The sequence below is a fragment of the Sphingomonas sp. Leaf230 genome (genome assembly GCF_001421745.1).
Taxonomy (GTDB): Bacteria; Pseudomonadota; Alphaproteobacteria; order Sphingomonadales; family Sphingomonadaceae; genus Sphingomonas.
Map to the genome: position 1 here is coordinate 1 of NZ_LMKW01000004.1, position 19,066 is coordinate 19,066.

The window sequence follows — 19,066 nt, forward strand, 5'->3', positions numbered from 1 at the left end:
TCCTTCGCAACAGCGAAGTGTCGCGGGGTGGAGCAGCCCGGTAGCTCGTCAGGCTCATAACCTGAAGGTCACAGGTTCAAATCCTGTCCCCGCAACCATCTTGATTTGCAACACCTCCTCGGTCACCACCGCGGGGGCTTTTTGCGTCTCCGCGCCAGCACATAGCGTCAGCATTGACGCCAGCTCCCCGCGCAGGTCGATCGCGAGATGGCCGTCCTCTGGCGTCAGCACCACAACCTCAATGAGCGCGCGCAACCGGTCGAACGCCTGCGCCTTCAGCGCTTCGTCCTCGAAGGCCGCGGTGAGCTGTTCGACCTTCTCACGGTACACGCGGCTCAGGTCCGGGGTAAGCAGATCGGGCTCCGGGGAAACCGTCTCTGTGGTTTCCTGTTCGGTAAGCTCCAGTTCGGCGAGTAGGGCCTTGCGTCGCTCGGTCCAAATCTTCATGTCGTCGACGAACACCGTCGCGTCCACGCCTTTGAGGATAGCCGCCTTGGCGTACCCGAGCTGGTGATCGAGATTGGCCAGTTCGGCTTCCCGCTCGGGGCGGGCGCTGACCGTTTCAGCTGTCAGGCGCCGGGTCTCTGCCTCGTATTCTAGGAGGAACGCTGCGACGACATCGTCACGCAGCATCTCGCTCGACAAGCCCGCCAGCACGCGCGTGTCGAGTTCCTCCTGGCGGATCGTCAGCCGGTTGTCGCACCAGGTCGGGCCCTTCTTGGCGGTGCCCTGGCAGCCGAACCGGGTCTTGCCAGATTTCGCATAGCTCGCCCCGCAGCGGCCGCAGGTCATCTTGCCGGTCAGCAGATACCGCGGACGTTGCTGTGCGAAGAAGGGCAGACTGGCCGTCTCGGTACGCGGTTTCGGCCCGCGCGATAGCGTAGCCTGGCGGAATTTGACCCTGTCCCATAATGCGATGGGCACGATGCCGAGCGCCGGGGACGCGACGTCATCGGATCGTTTGTCCTCCGGGTTGACGAAGGCATGGCGTTTGCCCGTTTCCGGGTTCTTGCGATACGTCTGTTTGCCGTAGGGCCGTCGGCCGACATAGAGCGGGTTGTTGAGGATGCCGGTGCCGCGTGCGGCATTGCCGGTCAGCGTGTTCGGTGTCCACGCCGCGGCCTTGCCGAGCGGGTGTCTGCTGGCTTTACCGCTACGCGGGGAGGGCACACCGTCGGCATTGAGGCTCCGCGTGATGGCGATGGGCGACAGGCCGGCCGCATAGTCCTCGAAGATCCGGACCACCACCATCGCCTCGTTCGGTACGATCTGCTGCAGGCCACGGATGCGTTCGCCGTTGCCGTCGTGCTCGATGCGCTTCTCATAGCCGTACGCAGAGCCACCGGGATTCTTCCCCATCGCGTGACGACGCACCAGCGCATCGCGCGTCTTGTCGCTGGTGGCGCTCAGCTGCTCGGCGTTGATCGTACCGATCATGCCGATGTGCAGCGGCGTGACTATGCCTTCCTTGCGCGTCGCCAGGACGATGCCGAGAAACCGGAGTCGGTCGAACAATGTCGCGATATCGGCCTGACTGCGCGACAGCCGGTCCATGGCGTCAGCGTAGACGATGTCGACGCGGCCTGCGGCAACGGCCTCGAGCAACGCCTTCATGCCGGGGCGGTGCATCGTAGCCGCCGATTCGGCTGCGTCTGTGAAGCAGAGGACCTCCTGCCAGCCTTCGCGCATGACCTCGCGCCTGCACATCATCAGCTGCGTTTCGATCGACTGCACGTCCTGTTTGTCCGTCGAATACCGCGCATATATCGCACACCGCTTCATCTTTCCTCCATTCGTGCATCCTGCATTCGCAACGAAGGTCGTCATGATGGTCGCCTACCCGTCTTCGGGGCGACCTGATTCTTCTGGGTTCTCTGCTGCCGCGCCAGGTCGCGCGCCAGCAGACGCGCGAGGTCCAGCGCGAGATCGTGGAGCGGGGAGGGCGGCTGCGACGGCATCCACGCCATCTGGGGCGCGCGGCGTCACGCCGACTCCGACCTTCCCACATGGTTGCCGGGCCGTATTGCGAAGCTGGCATCGGCCGGCCTGCCGCTGTCTTTTATGGTGGAAAGCAGAATGGCCGCTTTCGAGCGAACCGTGGCCTGAGCGGACGTTCGTTCATACGGCGGAGCGTATTTAATGATTGGATCCGGCTCCAGACCCAGCGCGTTCTTCGGATCCGCTGGTCACGACGACCTATTGAGCTATGTATTTGATCAGGTGTTTCCTTTTCCGCCAAAAATCGATGCGGTGGACTCGCGAACGGTCATCCTCGCGGGTACCGTAACCGGGGTGGCGGTCGTTGGGCCGTTGACGTGGTCGGCGATGATGAGGTTGACGGCCAGCGCGGTGACTTCGGCGATCGGCTGGACGATGGCGGTCAGCGACGGATGCGCCAAGCGGATGATCGGGGTATCGTCGAAGCTGATCAGAGATAGGTCCCCTGGCACGGCGAGGGTACGCTCGCGCGCGAGTTCGAGCGTCGCTAGCGTCATCTGATCGTTGCTCGCGATGATCGCGGTCGGCGGCTCGTTCAGCGTCAGGAGTTCCGATGCCGCGGCGCGACCAGAGGCGTGGCTGAAGTCGCCGATCGCCAGCAGATCGTCCGTCGCCAGGCCAGCCGCCTGCATCGCCGCACGCCAGCCGTCGACCCGCCATGCGCTCAGCTCATATTCCGCCGGCCCGGCGATAAAGCCGATCCGCCGGTGGCCGAGGTCGAGCAGATGCTCGGTCGCGATCCGTGCCGCTCGCGTGTCGTCCATGATCAGTCGGATGCCAGGCCCGTCGGTCAGCGAGCCGATCCGTGCGAAGCTGATGCCGTGTGCCTCGAGCAGGTTGATGATCAGCGGATTGCCCGAATGCGGGGGCGTCAGGATCACGCCATCGGGTTGCAGTGCGGCGATCGCGGCCAGCAACTCGCGCTCGATATGGTCGCTATGCGTGTCGACGAGCTCAACGATCAGGCGATAGCCGTGTTCGGCGCAGGTCAGCATCCCGCCGAGCATCATCTGGTCGAACCAGTCGGTCCCTTGCCGCGCGCGCCAGTCGGCGATGGTTCGCTCGCGGTCGTTGAGCGCGAGGATCAGGTACGAGCGTGATCCGCCCATGCGTTGCGCGGCGATCGACGGGACATAGCCGAGCTTGTCGATCGATGCCTGGACGCGTTGCATCATCTCGGGCCGGACACCCGTTTCCTTGTTCACCACGCGGCTGACAGTCTGCAGCGAGACACCAGCATCAGCCGCGACATGCTTGATCGTTACCGCCTGACGCCGCCGTGCCATGCGTCTGAACTCAGGCTGCGAGGACGGGCGAGGGGGCGGGTGCGGCGCCGCAGTAGCGCGCGACGTACTCGGCATGCTCGGGCAACCCCGCGACGGTCGCGTTGGTGCCGTCGCGCAGGCCGCCGAGCAGCCGCGCCAGTTCGTCGTCGCGCAGCTTGGTCGCGATCGGGTGATAGCTCCGCGGGACGATGCCCTGGCCGAGCATCACCTGCACCCAGCTGTTCTCCGCGAACAGCTCCTCGTTCTTGCGGAACACGCGGCCGGTTTCGCGGAACAGCTCGATCTTCTGTTCGAGCGAGGCGGGGATCGGCATCGCCGTGCATTGCCGCCAGAACGCGCTGTCGCGGCGGTTCGTCGCCTTGTAGTGCAGGATCAGGAAATCGCGGATCTGCAGCATGTCGGTATGCTGCTGGTCGTTGAACTCAGCGACTTCGCGGGGGCTGACTGGGCCCGACGGGAACAGCCGCAGCAACCGCAGTACGGCACGCTGGATCAGGTGAATGCTGGTCGATTCCAGCGGCTCCATGAACCCGCCCGACAGCCCAATCGCGATGCAGTTGCGATGCCATTGCTGCCGCCGCGCGCCGGTCACGAAACGGATCACGTTCGGCTCCGTCAGCGTCTTGCCCTCGATATGGGCGAGCAGCCGGTCGAGCGCTGCGTCGCGGTCGAGATAGCGGCTGCAATAGACGATGCCGTTGCCGGTGCGATGCTGGAGCGGGATGCGCCACTGCCAGCCCGCATCATGCGCCATTGCCCGCGTATAGGGCAAGGCAGGCCGCACGCTCTCGGTCTGAATCGCGATCGCGGAATCACACGGCAGGTAATGCGTCCAGTCATCGAACCCGGCGTGCAGCGCGCCCTCGATCAGCAACGCGCGAAACCCCGTGCAGTCGAGGAACAGGTCGCCCTCGATCCGCGCGCCGGACTCGAGCACCAGCGCGGCAATGTCACCGCTCTCACCGTTCAGCTCGACCTGCGCGATCCTGCCTTCGAGGCGGCGCGTGCCGTCGGCCTCCGCCATCTTCCGGAGGAACTTGGCGTAGCGCGTCGAATCGAGCTGGTACGCATAGTTCATCCGGTCGTCGGGCAGATGCGCGAATTTGCCCTGCAACGCAGCACGCAGCTCGAGACAGTAATCGTCGTAGGGCTGCGCGTGACCCTTGGTCAGGCCGTGCAGCCAGAAATGCTGGAAGCCCGCGGACCAGTGATCCTTGCCGGTGATCCCGAACGAGTGGAAATAGCTCTCGCCACGATCCTTCCAGTCGTCGAACAGGATGCCGAGTTTGAACGTCGCCTGCGTCTCGCGCATGAACTCGGCTTCGTTGATCCCGAGCAGGCGGTTGAAGGTGATCATCGGCGGGATCGTCGATTCGCCGACGCCGACCGTGCCGATCGCATCGGATTCGACCAGCGTCAGCTCGATCGTGCTGCCCATCGTGCGCGCGATCGCGGCGGCGGCCATCCAGCCGGCGGTGCCGCCCCCGGCGATTACGACGCGGCGTATAGGGTGTTCGGTCATCGGCTGAGCGCTCTCAGGAGGAAGGCGCGGAGGCGACCCGCGGTGTCGGCGGTGAGCGGCGCGAGCACGCCGCGCGCCGCCTCGGGAATATGGTCCGTGACGTCGGGACCGTTGGCGAAGACATACTGGTCGAACATCTCGCGCCAATGCGCCTTCTCGTCTGCGGGCAGGTCGCGGATCGCCAGCATCGCGTGGTTGAGCGCATCCTGCGGCTGGCCGAGCCACCGCGGCGTCTCGCGCCACCAGTAATTCACCAGCACGTTGAAGTCGGACCGCCCCTCGACATGATGCCACCACATCGCGGGAATGTAGAGCGCGTCGCCAGCCTCCAGTTCCGCGACCTGGCCGTGCTCCAGCGCCTGTCGGAAACGGGGGTGTGCGGCGAAGTCCGGATCGTGGAAATCGACCATGCTGACCGCGCGCCCGGCCGGCGTGTTGTCGACCGGGCCGAGGTAGAGATTGCGGAACTGGTCGCGCGGGAAGACCGTGAAGCGGCGTCGCCCGACCGCGACGCAGGCGAGATTGTCGGGCACGTCGTTATGCGCGGCGATCCGCGTCCGGGTGCCGATCCAGATACTGGCGAGCGGCGTGCGGACGCCCAGCGCGACATGGTTCGCCTCGTGCAGCCCGACGAAGAATTGGTGCATGTCGATCGACGCGAGATAGATGGCATGCGCGTCGGCCACGCCTTCGTTGGCGTCGATCCGTGCGAAGATCTCGGGCAGTTTCGCGCGCAGCATCTGGAAGTTCATCGCGTGCGCGGCGTCGTAGAACAGTCGCCCGCCGCTGTCGGGCATCGCGACGGAGACCGCGAAGGGCAGGTCGCGGGCGTGGCCCTGGATATAGTCGCGTGCCGCTCGCGACGATTGCAGTCCCGCGCGCACCATAGGCCAATCCGCGATCAACCCACGGACAATGAACGGCGTGGTCGCTGCGCGCAGATGCACGTCCAAGTCTGCGGGATCGCGGATCTCGATCTCGCGGATGCGCGGCATAGTCGCAAAGATACCGGGATCGGCGTCAGCCACGCGTTATCCGCCGGTTCTTTCGCGCGATCAGGTCGCCGATATTGCCGAGCGACGCGAGCGCCATGAAGATCGGCATCAGGTACCCCGCGGCGTGCAGGTCGGCGACCGCGGCATCGTCGAGCGCGACCAGTCGATCCTCGTCGATGACGTGATAGCCGACCAGCCGGTTCTTCGAGCCATCGTCGAGCGTGACGTCCATCGTCAGCGGTTCGAGCAATTCGTAGCGGCGCAACGCGGCGAAGAAGTCTGCGGACGCGACATAGTCGGTGTCGAGTGCGCGGAGCTGATCGGCGATCCGTTCGAGATACGGCGTCGGCCGCCCGGTATCGTCGAACACGCGCGTGCCTTCGCGGGCGCCGATACGGGGGCTGGCCATGTCGAGGTGGACCTGGCGGACGTCGCCCGCGCCGCGCCCCACCAGGAACGGCTGGCTGTCGATCGCGAGCGGGCGATAGCGCGCGTCCCATCCGGCGTCGGTCAGGAACAGGTTCTCGCCGGGCTCGAACCCGAACATTGCGAGCGCGGTAAAGCTGTCGTGCGTCTGGTCGAGCTGGAACAGGATCGGATAGTGCGTTTGGACGCGGCGAAACTCGCTGGGGACGGTGATGCAGGTCATCACCGCGTCGCCGAGCTCGGGCGTGCGCTCGGTGCGGATGCGCAGGTCGCGGTGGTCGTCGGCGGTGAGGATGACGTGGTCGGACATCAGGCTGATAAATCCATCGCAGGAGCAGTCGTATGCCGCAGGGCGTCGAGATACGCACGATTGCTCGGCAGGCCGGCAGCCAGCATACGCCTGCGCTGATCGATCTGTGCGAGCAAGGTTTCCGTGCGCGCCCGGTCCGCCGTCGCGATCGGTCCGCGGGTCGGCGGCGGAAAGCCCATGCCGTACAAGACATACTGATAGCTCGCGGCGGGGAAGATCTCGTCGATCATCGGGAAATCGGCGCGCGACGGTGGCTGGTGCCGCCACAGCGTCAGCAGTTCGACGAGGCGCGGGGGGATAGAGGCGGCGTCGCGGTGATCGCGCCAATAGGGTTCGTCGCGTTCGCTGAGCACGTAATGTAGCTTGAGGAACTCGACGATCCGGTCCCAGCGATAGCGGAACAGCGTGTTGAAGCGGGTCGCTTGGATGTCCATCGCGCCCCGGTGACTGGGGAAATTATCGAGCAGCGCATCGAGCGACAGTTCGATCAAAACGATCGCCGAGGCTTCGAGCGGCTCCAGGAACCCGGCGGAGAGCCCGACCGCGAGGCAGTTGCGCTCCCAGAATTTCGCGCGGTGGCGGGACTGGAACTTGAGCTGGCGGAAGGTCGGCAGCGGCGCGTCCGGCGCGTCCGGCGCGGTGGCGCGGATATGCCGCGTAAGCGTGTCCGCCGCGGCATCGTCGCTCAGATGCCCGGAGGAATAGACGCAGCCGATGCCGCGCCGGGTGGGCAGGCCGATGTCCCAGATCCAGCCGGCGGCATGCGCGGTGGCGTTGGTCTGAGAGGCGATCGGGCTGCCGGCCGCGACGGGCATCTGCACGGCGAGCGCGCGGTCGTTGAACAGTTCGCGGTCGCGGTCGATCGTTGCGACACCGTAATGGTCGCCGATCAGCAGTGCGGCGTGGCCGGTGCAGTCCACGAAAAGGTCGCCGGCGATGGCGCCCGATGCGCGCGTGCGGACCGCGACGATATCGCCGTGCTCGGTGCCGTCGATGCCGACGACGTGGTCGCGGACGTGACGGACGCCGAGCCGCTCGGTCGCGTGACGCGTCAGCAGCGCCGCGAGCTTGCCGGCGTCGAGATGGTAGGCATAGTTCAGCGTGCCGGCATAATCGGGCATCGCCCGCTGGCGTGGTGCGAGGTCGTGATGGCAGATCGCGCCCTGCGCGCCGACCATGTCCGCGAACCGCCCGCCATGCTCCGACCAGGCCGAGACGAGATCGCGCGGGTCGCCGTCGACGGGGGCGGTAAAGGGGTGAAGATAGCTGTCGTCGGCCGCGCCCGTGCGCCAGCCGTCGAACCGGGAGCCCTGCTTGAACGCGGCATCGCAGGCGAGAAGGAAGTCGGTTTCGGTGATGCCGATACGTTCGAGCGTGCGACGCATCGTCGGCCATGTGCCTTCACCGACGCCGATCGTCGCGACATCGGGGGACTCGACGAGGGTAACGGAGAGCGGGCGCGCGGTGTCGCGATCGGCACGCGCGGCGATCAGGCAGGCGGTAAGCCAGCCGGCCGTGCCGCCGCCGACGATCACGATGTGCGTGATCGGGTGGTCGCTCGTGATTCCGGGGCCGGTATTCGTGGCCATCGTCCGTTTCCTGTTTCCCTATCTGCGCGTGCCAACTCGTTCCGTCCGCGGCGGTTGCGCCATCCTTGGCCGTCATTCTGACGAAAGTCAGGACCCAGGGTACCTGAAGACGGTCGTCATTGGCTCTGGGTCCTGACTTACATCAGGATGACGGAGCAGTTCGAGACCGTCCATACCTCACGATCTTCCCCCGCCAGGGGGAGGTGGCGCCGTAGGCGACGGAGGGGGAGGACACGGAACCGCTGTTACCCTTACCTCCCCTTCCGTCTGGCAAGTGCCAGCCACCTCCCCTTTGCGGGGGAGGATCGTTCGCCTTAGAAGTTGAAGCGGAGGCCTGCCGAGTAGCGTGCATACCCCGGTTGCGCGAACGTCACGAAATTGTCCGAGCGACGATGCCCGCGGCGGCCCTGGCCGGTGAGGTTGATCGCTTCGGCGAACACCGCGAGCCCCTTGGTCATCTGGACACTCGCGCTCGCATCGACCTGGCCATACGCCTCGACATAGGTCGGGTCGAACGCACCCCCGGCATAAAATTGCCCGCGCCAGTTATACGCGACGCGCGCCTGGATGCCGTTCTTGTCGTAATAGCCGACCGCGTTGGCGCTGTCGCTCAGCCCGGTCAGCGCGAACTGGCCGATGTTGGGATCGAGCGTGGTGTCGTATTTCGCGTCGCCGTTGACGATCGTGTAGTTCAGGATGACGCCGAAGCCGGTTTCCCACAGCCGGTGCTGGATCGCGAATTCCCAGCCGTTGATGTTCGCGGTCTGGTCGCTGTTGAACGGCTGGCTCAGCTGGAAGTTGAACAGATCGTCCTCGGGTAGGCCGAAGATGTTGCCGTTCAACAGGCCGGCATCGCTCGTCCCCGTTACCTGCGACGAGGCGGGGAAGTTGCGCAGGATGTAATCGCGCACGCGCAGATTGTCTGTCGTTCCCAGCGCCGCCACCGCTTGGCGATAGCGCGGGCCCGAGCCTGGGTTGCGGAGGTTGAACGCGGGCGTGTTGAGCTGAGTCGTGCCGATGAAGTTCTTCACGTCCTTGGTGAAGTATCCGACCGAGACATAGCTCTCAGGCCCGTAATACCATTCCGCCGACAGATCGATGTTCTTCGATTTGAAGGGGAGAAGGTTCGGGTTGCCCTGGCTGCCCGTGCCGCCGCCGATACGCGGGTTGGAATCGATGTTCAGGCCACCCTGCAGGCTGCCGTAGTCCGCGCGCGTGATGGTGTGGCTGTACGAGGCGCGCAGCTTGACGTTGCGCACCGGTTCGATGTCGAAATCGACCGCGGGGAGCCAGTTGTGATAGTTGCCCTTGAGCGAGGTGAACGAATTGGCGCCGTATGTGAGGGCGAATTCATTGGCGCCGGTCCAGCGCGTGCCGTTCGGAATCGGCACCAGTGCGGACGAGTTCACCTGCGTCTCGTCATAGCGGACACCGCCGATGATGTGCGCCGGGCGACCGAACACGTCGAACTTGCCGTTGAACTGGATATACGGCGAGATCGTCTGCTCGCGAATCCGGCGATCGTTGGTGTAGTTGGCAAGGCAGGTGCCGGGCGCGGCGACGCCGGTCTGCGGCGCACTGCAGATGTTGTACTGCGCGCGCAGCAATTCGGCCATCTGCTCGAAATTGAAGGTGTAGATCGACTGCGGGATCGCCGGATTGCCGGACCCCGAGACGCCCTTGAACTTGTCGGGGATGCTGGTGAGGTTGAAGAAATCGTCGGGCACCGCGGCCGCACCGAACGAGGCGCCGCGCGGATCGATGCCGCCCCAGGTCTCGTTCTGGATGAAGCCGTAGGCCGAGCGGACCTTGTTGTCGACGTACGAGAAGCCCCAGTCGATGCTGTCGAGAAACTCGCCGTCGTGGTCGTAATGACCCTTCAGCTGGAGCTGGTTGATCTCGTCCTTGAAATACGCGTTGCGGAACGCGTTGCCGGTCGGCGTGATCAGCGCAGCGTTGAGCGGGTCGATCCCCGGATACATCTGGTACGAGATGATCGGCAGGTCGTTCTCGAAGTTCACAGTCTGCGACTGGACGCCAAAGATCGCGCCGCCAATCGACGTGCTGCTGCCGTAATCGTTGGTCGGCTTTGAGACCGCGGTCGAGTGATGCGCGTCGAGCGACATCGTGACGTTGCCCGGCGCTTCCCAGGTCAGGTTGCCGCCGATCGACTTGTTCTCGGATTTGTTTGCGGTAAGCGAGCTGCTGTACGACAGATCCTTGCCGGGCGCGAAATTCTCCGAATAGAAGACCGGCCCTGCTGCGGGGCCATTGGTCCAGGCGCTGCGCGTGTCGCCGAAGTTGAACCAGATCCCTACGCTGCTGTCGCGCACCTCGACCTTGTTGCTCGAATAGGTGAAGTCGAGCGTCGCGGTCAGCGTGTCGGTCGGCTTTGCCTGCAACACGAGCTGGCCGTTGATGCGCTCGCGATCGATGTCGATGACGTCGTAGGCGGCGCTCTGCGGGATCTCGTAAACGTCCGTCGGACCGGGGCGATTGGTGATGTTCGCGGCGCCGGGCGTGCCGGGCTGCGCCAGCGTGCCCCAGTTGTTCTCCGCACCGAGGAACCCATCGCGGAAGCCGACGCTCGCCGAGTTGTTGCTCGCCTTGCGACGCTGGTACGCGCCGCTGAACAGCACGCCGATGCGGTCGTCGGCGAACGTGGTGGACAGGATACCCGAGACTTCGGGCGTGATCTGGTCCTTGCCGTTGCGCGAGCTGTCGAGCACGCCCTTTGCGGCGATGCTGCCGCGCGTGCCCGGCTTGTCGAGCGGGCGCGGGGTGCGGATGTTGATGCTCGAACCGATGCCGCCCGACGGTATGGCGGCGCGACCGGTCTTGTAGACCTCGACCGCGGCCACGCCTTCGGAGGCGAGGTTGGCGAAGTCGAACGAGCGCGAGGCGGGCGCGCTGGCGCCGTCGCCGAGCGTCGAGGTCGGCATCTGGCGGCCGTTCAGCGTGACGAGGTTGTACTCGGGACCGAAGCCGCGGACGGTGACGGTCGAGCCTTCGCCGTTCGAGCGGTCGATCGACACGCCGGTGATGCGCTGGAGCGACTCCGCGAGGTTTGTGTCGGGGAACTTGCCGATGTCCTCGGACGAGATCGCGTCGACGACGCCCTGGCCGTTGCGCTTGATATCGATCGCTTCACGCAACGATGCGCGGATGCCGGTCACGACGATATCGTCGGTGGTCGCGTTGGGGTCGGTCGGGGCGGCCTGTGGCGCGATGTCCGACGGCCCTGGATTGCCGACGGTTGCGGCCGCGTCCTGCGCCATGGCGATACCGGGCGTGCCGACCAGAGCCAACGCGGACGTGCCGATGATGAAACGCGAAAGCGAGCGAGCTGCGAAGCTACGCATGGTAATCCTCCCCTGTAGACGACGCTATGACCTGCGCCTTTTCCCGTGAACGTTCACTTTCCCGCCGCATGACATAGTGTCAAGCGCGGTAGCGCTACCGTTGTGAACGTTCTCAAAATATGCTGTTGATAGTGGCTCTGGCGCAACACGCCGCCGGACGACCGCCTTCGAGAGCGGTCGCCGCATCGGGAAAGGACGCAAGAATGTCGAACAGGTTTCGCGGGATGCTGCTGGGGGCGTCGCTGCTTGCACTCGCAGGGGCTGTCGATGCTCGGGATGCGGGCAAGCTCGGCACTACGATCGCCAGTGCCGATGCGCGCGCGCGGGCCCGGGCTATCGTCGCGCGGATGACGCTCGACGAGAAGATCGCGTTGGCGCACGGGCTGTTCCCACCGATGGCCGCCGGCAAGACCGCCAGTGAACTGATCCCGTCGGCCGGGCATATCGACGGCATTCCGCGGCTTGGCATCCCGTTGGTGCGAGAGAGCGATGCGTCGCTCGGCGTCGCGAACCAGGTCGAACAACGCAAGGGCGACGTCGCTACCGCGCTACCGTCGAGCCTCGCGACCGCGGCGAGTTTCGACGTCGCGATCGCGCGTGCGGGCGGCACGATGATCGGCGCGGAGGCGCGCGCCAAGCGGTTCAATGTGCTGCTGGCGGGAGGCGTGAACCTGACGCGTGACCCGTGGAACGGGCGTAATTTCGAGTATCTGGGCGAGGACCCGTTGCTGGCGGGGGAGATGGCTGGCGCGCATATCGCCGGGGTGCAGTCGAACCACATCGTGTCGACCGTGAAGCATCTTGCGCTCAACGCGCAGGAGACCGGGCGGATGGTGGTCGACGCGCGGCTCGACGAGGCGAGCCTGCGGATGAGCGACCTGCTCGCCTTCCAGATCGCGATCGAAAAGGGGCGGCCGGGATCGGTGATGTGCGCCTATAACAGGATCAACGGCGACTGGGCGTGCGAGAACCGACACCTGATGACCGACGTGCTGAAGCGCGACTGGGGCTATCGCGGTTGGGTGATGAGCGATTGGGGCGCGGTGCATTCGACCGCCAAGGCGGCGAATGCGGGGCTCGACCAGCAATCGGGGCAGGAGCTCGACAAGGCGATGTATTTCGCTGCCCCGCTGAAGGCTGCGGTCCAGTCTGGCGCGGTGCCGGTCGCACGGCTCGACGACATGATCGCGCGCTATCTGACTGGGCTTATCGAGACCGGCGCGTACGACAATCCGGTCCCGGCTACCGCGCAGGTGCCGCCCTATGCCGCGCATGCCGAGGTCGCGCAGCGCGCTGCGGAGGCGGGCATCGTGCTGCTCAAGAATGACGGCGACCTGTTGCCGGTGGCGCGGACAGCCAGGCGCATCGTGGTGATCGGTGGGCGGGCAGATGTCGGCGTACTGTCGGGCGGCGGATCGAGCCAGGTCCGCTCGGTCGGTGGCGCACCGATCGAGATTCCGCTGACCTCGGGCGCGGCGATGTCGTTCGCGCGCTACACCTATCACGCGTCGTCGCCGCTGAAAGCGCTCCAGGCCGCGCTGCCGGGTGCAACCGTGACGTTCGTCGACGGAAAGGACGTCGGGGCAGCGGCTGCTGCGGCGCGAACGGCGGACATCGCGATCGTGTTCGCGACACAGTGGACGACCGAGGCGCAGGACGTACCGAATTTGTCGCTTCCCGATAACCAGGATGCGCTGATCGCCGCGGTCGTCAAGGCCCAGCCGAGAACGGTCGCGGTGCTCGAAACCGGCGGGCCCGTCCTGATGCCGTGGATCGGATCCGTCCCGGCGGTGCTCCAGGCCTGGTATCCGGGCCAGCGTGGCGGCGAGGCGATCGCCGACATCCTGACGGGCAAGGTCTCTCCGTCGGGCCGGCTGCCGATCACCTTCCCCGCCGCGGCATCGCAGGCGCCGCGCGTTGCACCGGTCGGGCTGGACCGGCTGACGTCGGTCGAGGCGCAGGCCGCGGCAAACCCCGCGAACGCATCGACCTTCCAGCTCGAGAGCTTTCCGGTCGATTATGTAGAAGGCGCGAACGTCGGCTATCGCTGGTACGAGAAGCAGGCGCAGCGTCCGCTCTTCGCGTTCGGGCACGGGCTGAGCTACACCAGTTTCGCCTATCGCAACCCGGTAGTGACGGGCGGGCGATCGCTGAACGTCACGTTCGAGGTCACCAACACCGGCAAGCGGGCAGGGGCGGACGTCCCGCAGATGTACGTCGCGCGCGACGGTTCGGCCACGCCGATGCGGCTCGCGGGCTTTGCGCGTGTGACGCTGAAGCCGGGGGAGACGCGGCGAGTCACGCTGACCGCCGAACCGCGCATTGTCGCCGATTACGACACGACGCTGCCCGGCTGGCGGATTGCGGGGGGTGCTTACCGGGTGGCGCTCGCGCATGATGCGCAGGACCGGGCGTCGGTTGTTACGACCACGCTCGATGCGGCGACGATGAAGCCGTAGTCTTTTCTCTGTCCGGGTCCGAAATCCTCCCCCGCCAGGGGGAGGTGGCTGGCGCTTGCCAGACGGAGGGGGCGGTACGCGATGAACTATCGTTCCGTGTCCTCGCCCTCCGTCACTTTCAGCGCCACCTCCCCCTGGCGGGGGGGATTGCAGAGACTGGCAACCGTCACCGTACGCTTGCCCTCGATACGCATGTTTCCTCGCGAAGGCGGGGATTTAGCCTGAGCTCCCGCCTTCGCGGACGAACAAGGAACGCGCTAAATTATCCTGACTCGGTAATTAGCGGGTATGAGCGCGGTTGCCTGTCCGGCTCGGACCGGCATAGGTGGGCGAATGGCGCGTCTACCCGTTTCCCGTGACGTCTTGCCCACCCCCGTCCGCCGCTCCACCGGTTTCCTGCTCGTCTTCGCGCTCGCCTATGTCGGTGGGGTCGTCGGCTATCTCCCGCTGCTGACAATGTTGCTGCCGATCAAGGTCGACGCGGTCGTTACCGCGATCGGGGGTGCGGGGCGGCTCGACGTTCTTACCGTGATCGTCGTTACGGGGGCTCTGGCGGCGAGCGTGTCGAACATCGCGTTCGGGTGGCTGAGCGATCGATCGGTCGCGCGGGGCGGGGGGCGCCGGGGCTGGCTGGCTGGGGGCTTCGTGGCGACCGCGATCGCCTACGCCGCGATTGCTGTCGCGAGTACGCCGATCGCGCTGATCCTCGCGGTCGTCGCGTTCCAGGTGGCGGTTAACGCGGTGCTCGCGCCGCTGCTCGCGATCATGGCCGACGAAGTGCCGGATGCACAGAAAGGCTTGGCCGGCGGCCTGCTGGCGATGGCGAGTCCGGTGGCGTCTGCCTTGGCGGCGCTGCTGGTGGCGACCGCGTCGCTGAACGAGACGCTGCGGCTTGCGATCTTGCCGGTCGTGGTCGCCTGCTGCATCGTTCCGCTGTTGCTGACACCGGCGCAACCGATCGCGCGAATCGATCCGAGATCGCCGATCGAGGCGGTGCTGCGCCGGGATCTGGCGCTCGCGTGGAGCGCACGGCTGTTCGTGCAAGTCGCTGGCAGTGCGCTGTTCGTCTATCTCTTCTACTATCTCGAAAGCATCGCCCCGTCGGTGGCGCCGGGCAGTATCGCGGCGCGGATGGGGATGGTGATGATCGTCGGGTACACCGTGCCGCTGCCGATCGCGGTCCTGGTCGGACGGCTGGCTGATCGTTCCGGGCGGACCAAGCCGTTCCTGTTCGCCACCACCATCGTTGCTGCGTCCGGACTGTGTGGCATGGCCTTCGCCAATGACTTTACAAGCGGCGCGGTCGCATTCTGCGTCTATACCGCGGGGGCGTCGGTGTTCCTCGCGCTGCACGCGTCGTTCGCCATGCAGTTGCTGCCGAACCCACTGCACTGCGGACGTGACCTGGGACTGCTAAACCTGACCAACACGCTGCCGGGGCTGCTCGGGCCGACGCTGACCTGGGCGCTCGCGACGCCGACCGATTTCGATTCGGTGATGCTCGTGCTCGCGGCGCTGACGCTGTGCGGCGGCGGGATCATCCTCGCCGCGCGCGGCCGACACTAGCGGCGCCAGTAGCGGACGTAATCGACCGCCATGCGCTGCGGGAAGGCGGCGTCGTCGATTCCCTTCTGGCCACCCCAGTCGCCGCCGACCGCGAGGTTGAGGATCAGTTCGTACGGACGCGTGAACGGCCAAGCCGCCTTGCCGCCAGGCTGATTGTTGGCGACCCGCATGACCGCGCGGCCATCGACGCCGATGGTGATTGCATCCGCCCGCCAGTCGAGCTGATAGCGGTGATATGTGGTGCCCGCCGTTGCGACCTGTGTCTGGGCGCCACGCTGCGTACCCTTGACGTGATTGAAGGCGGCGGTGTGCAGAGTCGCGTGGACGGTGCCGGCATCCCAGCCGACCATTTCCATTACGTCGATCTCGCCTTCGTCGGGCCATTTGCCGCCTGACGGCAGCAGCCAGATGGCCGGCCAGCTGCCGCGACCGCACGGCAGCTTCGCACGGACTTCGTAAAAACCGTAGCCGCGGGGCTCGCGAGAGACGAGCTTGGCGGAGGTGTACGCCTGGCCGCCCCAATCGGCGAACTTCGATCTGTCCAACGTCTCGCGCCGGGCCTCGATTACCAGCGCGCCGTCTTCGATGCGGGTGTTTTCGACGCGGTCCTTTGCGTAATATTGCCGTTCGTTATTATACCAGCCTTCGGTGTTGCGCGACACGTCGAAGCGCCATTTGGTTTTGTCGACCGCCTTGCCGTCGAACTCGTCGGCAAAGCTCGGTTTTCCCTTGGGCGCGACCATCGGCGCGCTGGCGCTGTAATTGGTCGCGCCCAGGGTAGCGGCTTGCGCGGCAAGTAGCAGCAGGATCATCGGATGGCCCTTTTCGTCATGGATAGCGTGTCAGCGTCTGGCGAACCGCGCCCGGTCGCGCGGCGGCGCCTGCATCGTTGACCAGATGCGCGATCGTACCCTGGCCGGTGCCGAGCGAGATGGTCGTTATGCTGGCAAAGCGAACGCCCGGTCGCCGCGGTGCCTCGATCGCGCTGTCCAGCACGATCGAGGGGTCGGCGGTAAAGTTGGCGTAGATGCCGAGGCCGGTCGCCTCGTGCGACGTGACTGTGTCCGCGACCTTGTACGCGGCCCAGCCTCGCGTCTTTCCCGCCTTATAAGCGGCCTGGTTCGGCGGGTCATAGGGCAGTTCGCACTGGTAGAAATTGGTCCGGCCGCGTTCGCCGTTCCACGTCACCTGGTATTTCTGGAAATGCTCGACGAAGAGGCCGTGAATGGTCACGTCGTCACCGTTGACGATGAGCCCCTGGTCGGCGGTGCTTTCGGTCCAGCCGACATGCACGCGTCCGCCATCGCGGTTGCCGTGGTCGGCGCGCCAGATCCAGAGATGATCACCGATCACGTGGTGGCTGTTGATCTCCAGGCAGGTCTGCGCCTTGCCCACAGTCGCGCCGCCGACCCGGAAGAAAAGGTCGGCGAGCAGGGTCGGGTTGCGGCTGTGGTCGTGCTTGGCACCGCGGGGACCGACCTGGATAAGTACCGGCGTTTCGACCGGCCCGGCGTCGATCAGCAGGCCGGCGATCGCGACACCCGGCACGTCCGCGACGACGATCGCCGCGGAACCCTGTTCGACGAGCAGGGTCGCCAGTCCCAGACCCAGCACCACCGTTCCGGCATGTTCGATTCGCAACGGCTCGCGGATGCGGTAGATACCGGGGGTGAGCAGAAGATGCTTTCCCTTGGCCAATGCCGCGTTGATCGCCGACACGGGCGTATCGGGATGGGCGATCAGGAACCGGGACAGCGGAATGGACGTGCCCGCGGGTGCGCCGCCGGCCCAGCTCGTCCCGCGCGTGTCGCGTCGCACGGCAGGGACGAAGACCGCCCATTCCCCTAAGCGCGTGATGTGCAGGAAAGGCTTCTCCCTTATCAAGGCCACCGTCTGCAGGTTGGTATAAGGCGGCTCGGGGAAACTCGTCGGCGGGGCGCCCTCGACGCCCGCGAACATCATGTTCCAGTTCGATCCCCGCCACCCGCCGATATGGCTGTTGCGGGTGAACCATTGCTGTTGCGTACCCGAGCGCACGGTTCCGTCGATTTGGCAGTCCGCCATGAACCCGCCGCTCGACCAGCCGCCATCGTCCAGCGCTAGGTCGCCGTTTAGATGCACGCGGCGATAAGGTGCGGCCTGCGACACCGCCCAGCGATCCGCGCCATCGGTGGGGCGCACCGAAAGGTTCTCTACGCCGCGCCAGAAATTGACGAGCGCCATGCCCTTTGCCCAGTCCGCTTCGGCATGGACGTGCCCGTCGATCGCGACGTCGCCGGGCAAAGGGCCAAGCCCTGCGACTTGTGTGAAGAACCCGACGTTCACGTCGATCGAATAGCGCCCCGGCTTGAAGAGAATCGCATGACGCGCGTCCGTGAAATGCGCGCGTTCCTGTTTGCGGAAGATGGCGTCTACGCGGGTCTGTACGACGTCTGCTGGCATGGCGGGGTCGACGAAAAAAACGTTGGGGCCGAAATCCGGCGAGGCTGGGCTTGCGGATGCGGCAGCGGTTGGGAACGCAGCGACGAGACCCGTTCCGCCAAGTCCTTCGAGAAACGCCCGGCGCGTGTGGTTCAAGGCTGGCCTCCCCAGTATATGCTCCGGAACCGTCGCAGCGTGGTGCGGGCGCAGTCCGGTAGCGCGACCGGGTTAGGCCAAGTGAACCCGTGGCTCAACCGCCCTCATTCGATCGCGAGGAATGCGGTGATCGTCAGTCGCCCAACCGCTGGATCGGCGGATAGTGGCGCATCGCGTGCGATCGCGCCGCTGTGCAGGACGTAGCTTCGATACAGCAAAGCGCGATTATAGGCCGCATCGACCAGCGCCGTGCGTTCGAACAGCGCCGTATCGCTGGCGATATACCCGTCGGGCGGCGTCGCTGCGACTTCGTGGCCGAGGTGCTCGAAAAATGCGGGCGCGCGCGTCTCGTCGATCGTCTCGAACCCGGTCTTGCGATGTCGGAAAAACGCCGTACCTTCTCGGATCGTCGGCGAGAGGTAATGGATCAGCGCGATCCGGTCGCGCCCGTACGCGTCGACATGGGGCAGGCGTTGCCGAATATCGAGCGCTTCGGGCGTGGTCGTGACCATCGAGAATTGCGCATCGACGACGCGGATGCGGCGGCATGGTCCGAACTCCCGCCCCAGGGCGCGTGCGACCACGGGAAGTTGATCGCGCAGATACGTATCGGGAAGGGCCGCGCGGATGCCGGGATAGTGCTGCCCCGCGGGGACGAACGCGGCCTCAGCAGCCGCTAAGCGCAACCCATCGGGATCGCTGACAAAGCCATCGATGACGATGAGTGGTTCGGCTTCGCCACCGATATGCCGTCTGGTGATACTACGCATGGTCATGGCTCATCGTCCGTTATCGGTGTTTGACGCAGCACAACGCAAGGGCGTCGTTGATCCGTGGCCAACCTAAGACGGTCCCAAATCGGCATGTAGGATCGCTTCGTAGTTCGGCTCGAGCGGAGAGTTCGTCATATGCGTGCCATTACCGCAGCGCTCATCAGCGTAAAACCAACCGAAGATGGCTTCCGAGAGGGCGATAT

General features: G+C 65.6%; 12 protein-coding genes, 1 tRNA gene and 1 pseudogene. 4 read left to right on the forward strand and 10 right to left on the reverse strand.

The features are described 5' to 3' along the window. The first annotated feature begins 21 nt into the window (after positions 1 to 21). A tRNA-Met gene (locus tag ASE82_RS05300) sits at positions 22 to 98 on the forward strand. Between the two features lie 109 nt (positions 99 to 207). After that, positions 208 to 417 carry a hypothetical protein gene (locus ASE82_RS19985; RefSeq protein WP_056059912.1) on the forward strand — a complete coding sequence of 70 codons (210 nt, stop codon included), beginning with the start codon at positions 208 to 210 and terminating at the stop codon, positions 415 to 417. A gap of 237 nt (positions 418 to 654) precedes the next feature. On the opposite strand, the pseudogene ASE82_RS20350 reads toward ASE82_RS19985, so the two are convergent. The 7 genes and pseudogenes from ASE82_RS20350 to ASE82_RS05340 all read right to left on the reverse strand — a co-directional run. Then, positions 655 to 1,827: pseudogene (locus tag ASE82_RS20350) on the reverse strand (recombinase family protein); the annotation flags it as partial. A gap of 389 nt (positions 1,828 to 2,216) precedes the next feature. Beyond that, positions 2,217 to 3,284 (reverse strand): LacI family DNA-binding transcriptional regulator, encoded by a 1,068-nt coding sequence (locus tag ASE82_RS05315; protein WP_056059918.1) that lies wholly within the window; start codon positions 3,282 to 3,284, stop codon positions 2,217 to 2,219. A 10-nt stretch (positions 3,285 to 3,294) separates the two neighbouring features. Further along, positions 3,295 to 4,806: a tryptophan halogenase family protein gene (locus ASE82_RS05320; protein WP_056059921.1), complete on the reverse strand. Its 1,512-nt coding sequence runs from the start codon at positions 4,804 to 4,806 to the stop codon at positions 3,295 to 3,297. Next, positions 4,803 to 5,834, reverse strand: coding sequence for a cupin-like domain-containing protein (locus ASE82_RS05325; RefSeq protein ID WP_056059925.1), 1,032 nt, complete (start codon positions 5,832 to 5,834; stop codon positions 4,803 to 4,805). The genes ASE82_RS05320 and ASE82_RS05325 overlap by 4 nt, the downstream gene beginning before the upstream one ends. Beyond that, positions 5,827 to 6,537, reverse strand: a complete 711-nt coding sequence (locus ASE82_RS05330) for a SapC family protein (protein WP_056059929.1) — start codon at positions 6,535 to 6,537, stop codon at positions 5,827 to 5,829. Before ASE82_RS05330 ends, ASE82_RS05325 begins: the two co-directional genes overlap by 8 nt. Next, positions 6,537 to 8,126, reverse strand: a complete 1,590-nt coding sequence (locus tag ASE82_RS05335) for a tryptophan halogenase family protein (RefSeq protein ID WP_056059931.1) — start codon at positions 8,124 to 8,126, stop codon at positions 6,537 to 6,539. Before ASE82_RS05335 ends, ASE82_RS05330 begins: the two co-directional genes overlap by 1 nt. A gap of 314 nt (positions 8,127 to 8,440) precedes the next feature. Next, positions 8,441 to 11,488 (reverse strand): TonB-dependent receptor, encoded by a 3,048-nt coding sequence (locus ASE82_RS05340; RefSeq protein ID WP_056059934.1) that lies wholly within the window; start codon positions 11,486 to 11,488, stop codon positions 8,441 to 8,443. Between the two features lie 203 nt (positions 11,489 to 11,691). Between ASE82_RS05340 and ASE82_RS05345 the strand changes: the two genes are divergently transcribed. Both ASE82_RS05345 and ASE82_RS05350 read left to right on the forward strand, forming a co-directional pair. Continuing rightward, positions 11,692 to 13,947, forward strand: coding sequence for a beta-glucosidase (locus ASE82_RS05345; RefSeq protein ID WP_056059937.1), 2,256 nt, complete (start codon positions 11,692 to 11,694; stop codon positions 13,945 to 13,947). A gap of 333 nt (positions 13,948 to 14,280) precedes the next feature. Then, positions 14,281 to 15,513, forward strand: a complete 1,233-nt coding sequence (locus ASE82_RS05350; protein ID WP_056059941.1) for an MFS transporter — start codon at positions 14,281 to 14,283, stop codon at positions 15,511 to 15,513. Here the strand turns inward: ASE82_RS05350 and ASE82_RS05355 are convergent. The 3 genes from ASE82_RS05355 to ASE82_RS05365 form a co-directional block, all read right to left on the reverse strand. Further along, the gene (locus ASE82_RS05355; protein ID WP_056059946.1) at positions 15,510 to 16,325 is read right to left on the reverse strand and encodes a glycoside hydrolase family 16 protein; all 816 of its coding nucleotides are present in this window, start codon (positions 16,323 to 16,325) and stop codon (positions 15,510 to 15,512) included. The two genes, ASE82_RS05350 and ASE82_RS05355, sit on opposite strands and share 4 nt — an antisense overlap. A 16-nt stretch (positions 16,326 to 16,341) precedes the next feature. Continuing rightward, positions 16,342 to 17,955 carry a hypothetical protein gene (locus ASE82_RS05360; protein WP_056059976.1) on the reverse strand — a complete coding sequence of 538 codons (1,614 nt, stop codon included), beginning with the start codon at positions 17,953 to 17,955 and terminating at the stop codon, positions 16,342 to 16,344. 239 nt (positions 17,956 to 18,194) lie between these two features. Beyond that, positions 18,195 to 18,860, reverse strand: a complete 666-nt coding sequence (locus ASE82_RS05365; protein WP_235524596.1) for a DUF6445 family protein — start codon at positions 18,858 to 18,860, stop codon at positions 18,195 to 18,197. Positions 18,861 to 19,066 lie beyond the last annotated feature (206 nt).

Bases quoted from the DNA above. Each gene is read 5' to 3' on its own strand.
- ASE82_RS19985 (WP_056059912.1), top strand. From the start codon at position 208: ATGGCCGTCCTCTGGCGTCAGCACCACAACCTCAATGAGCGCGCGCAA.
- ASE82_RS05315 (WP_056059918.1), bottom strand. From the start codon at position 3,284: ATGGCACGGCGGCGTCAGGCGGTAACGATCAAGCATGTCGCGGCTGAT.
- ASE82_RS05320 (WP_056059921.1), bottom strand. From the start codon at position 4,806: ATGACCGAACACCCTATACGCCGCGTCGTAATCGCCGGGGGCGGCACC.
- ASE82_RS05330 (WP_056059929.1), bottom strand. From the start codon at position 6,537: ATGTCCGACCACGTCATCCTCACCGCCGACGACCACCGCGACCTGCGC.
- ASE82_RS05335 (WP_056059931.1), bottom strand. From the start codon at position 8,126: ATGGCCACGAATACCGGCCCCGGAATCACGAGCGACCACCCGATCACG.
- ASE82_RS05340 (WP_056059934.1), bottom strand. From the start codon at position 11,488: ATGCGTAGCTTCGCAGCTCGCTCGCTTTCGCGTTTCATCATCGGCACG.
- ASE82_RS05345 (WP_056059937.1), top strand. From the start codon at position 11,692: ATGTCGAACAGGTTTCGCGGGATGCTGCTGGGGGCGTCGCTGCTTGCA.
- ASE82_RS05350 (WP_056059941.1), top strand. From the start codon at position 14,281: ATGGCGCGTCTACCCGTTTCCCGTGACGTCTTGCCCACCCCCGTCCGC.
- ASE82_RS05355 (WP_056059946.1), bottom strand. From the start codon at position 16,325: ATGATCCTGCTGCTACTTGCCGCGCAAGCCGCTACCCTGGGCGCGACC.
- ASE82_RS05360 (WP_056059976.1), bottom strand. From the start codon at position 17,955: ATGCCAGCAGACGTCGTACAGACCCGCGTAGACGCCATCTTCCGCAAA.
- ASE82_RS05365 (WP_235524596.1), bottom strand. From the start codon at position 18,860: ATGCGTAGTATCACCAGACGGCATATCGGTGGCGAAGCCGAACCACTC.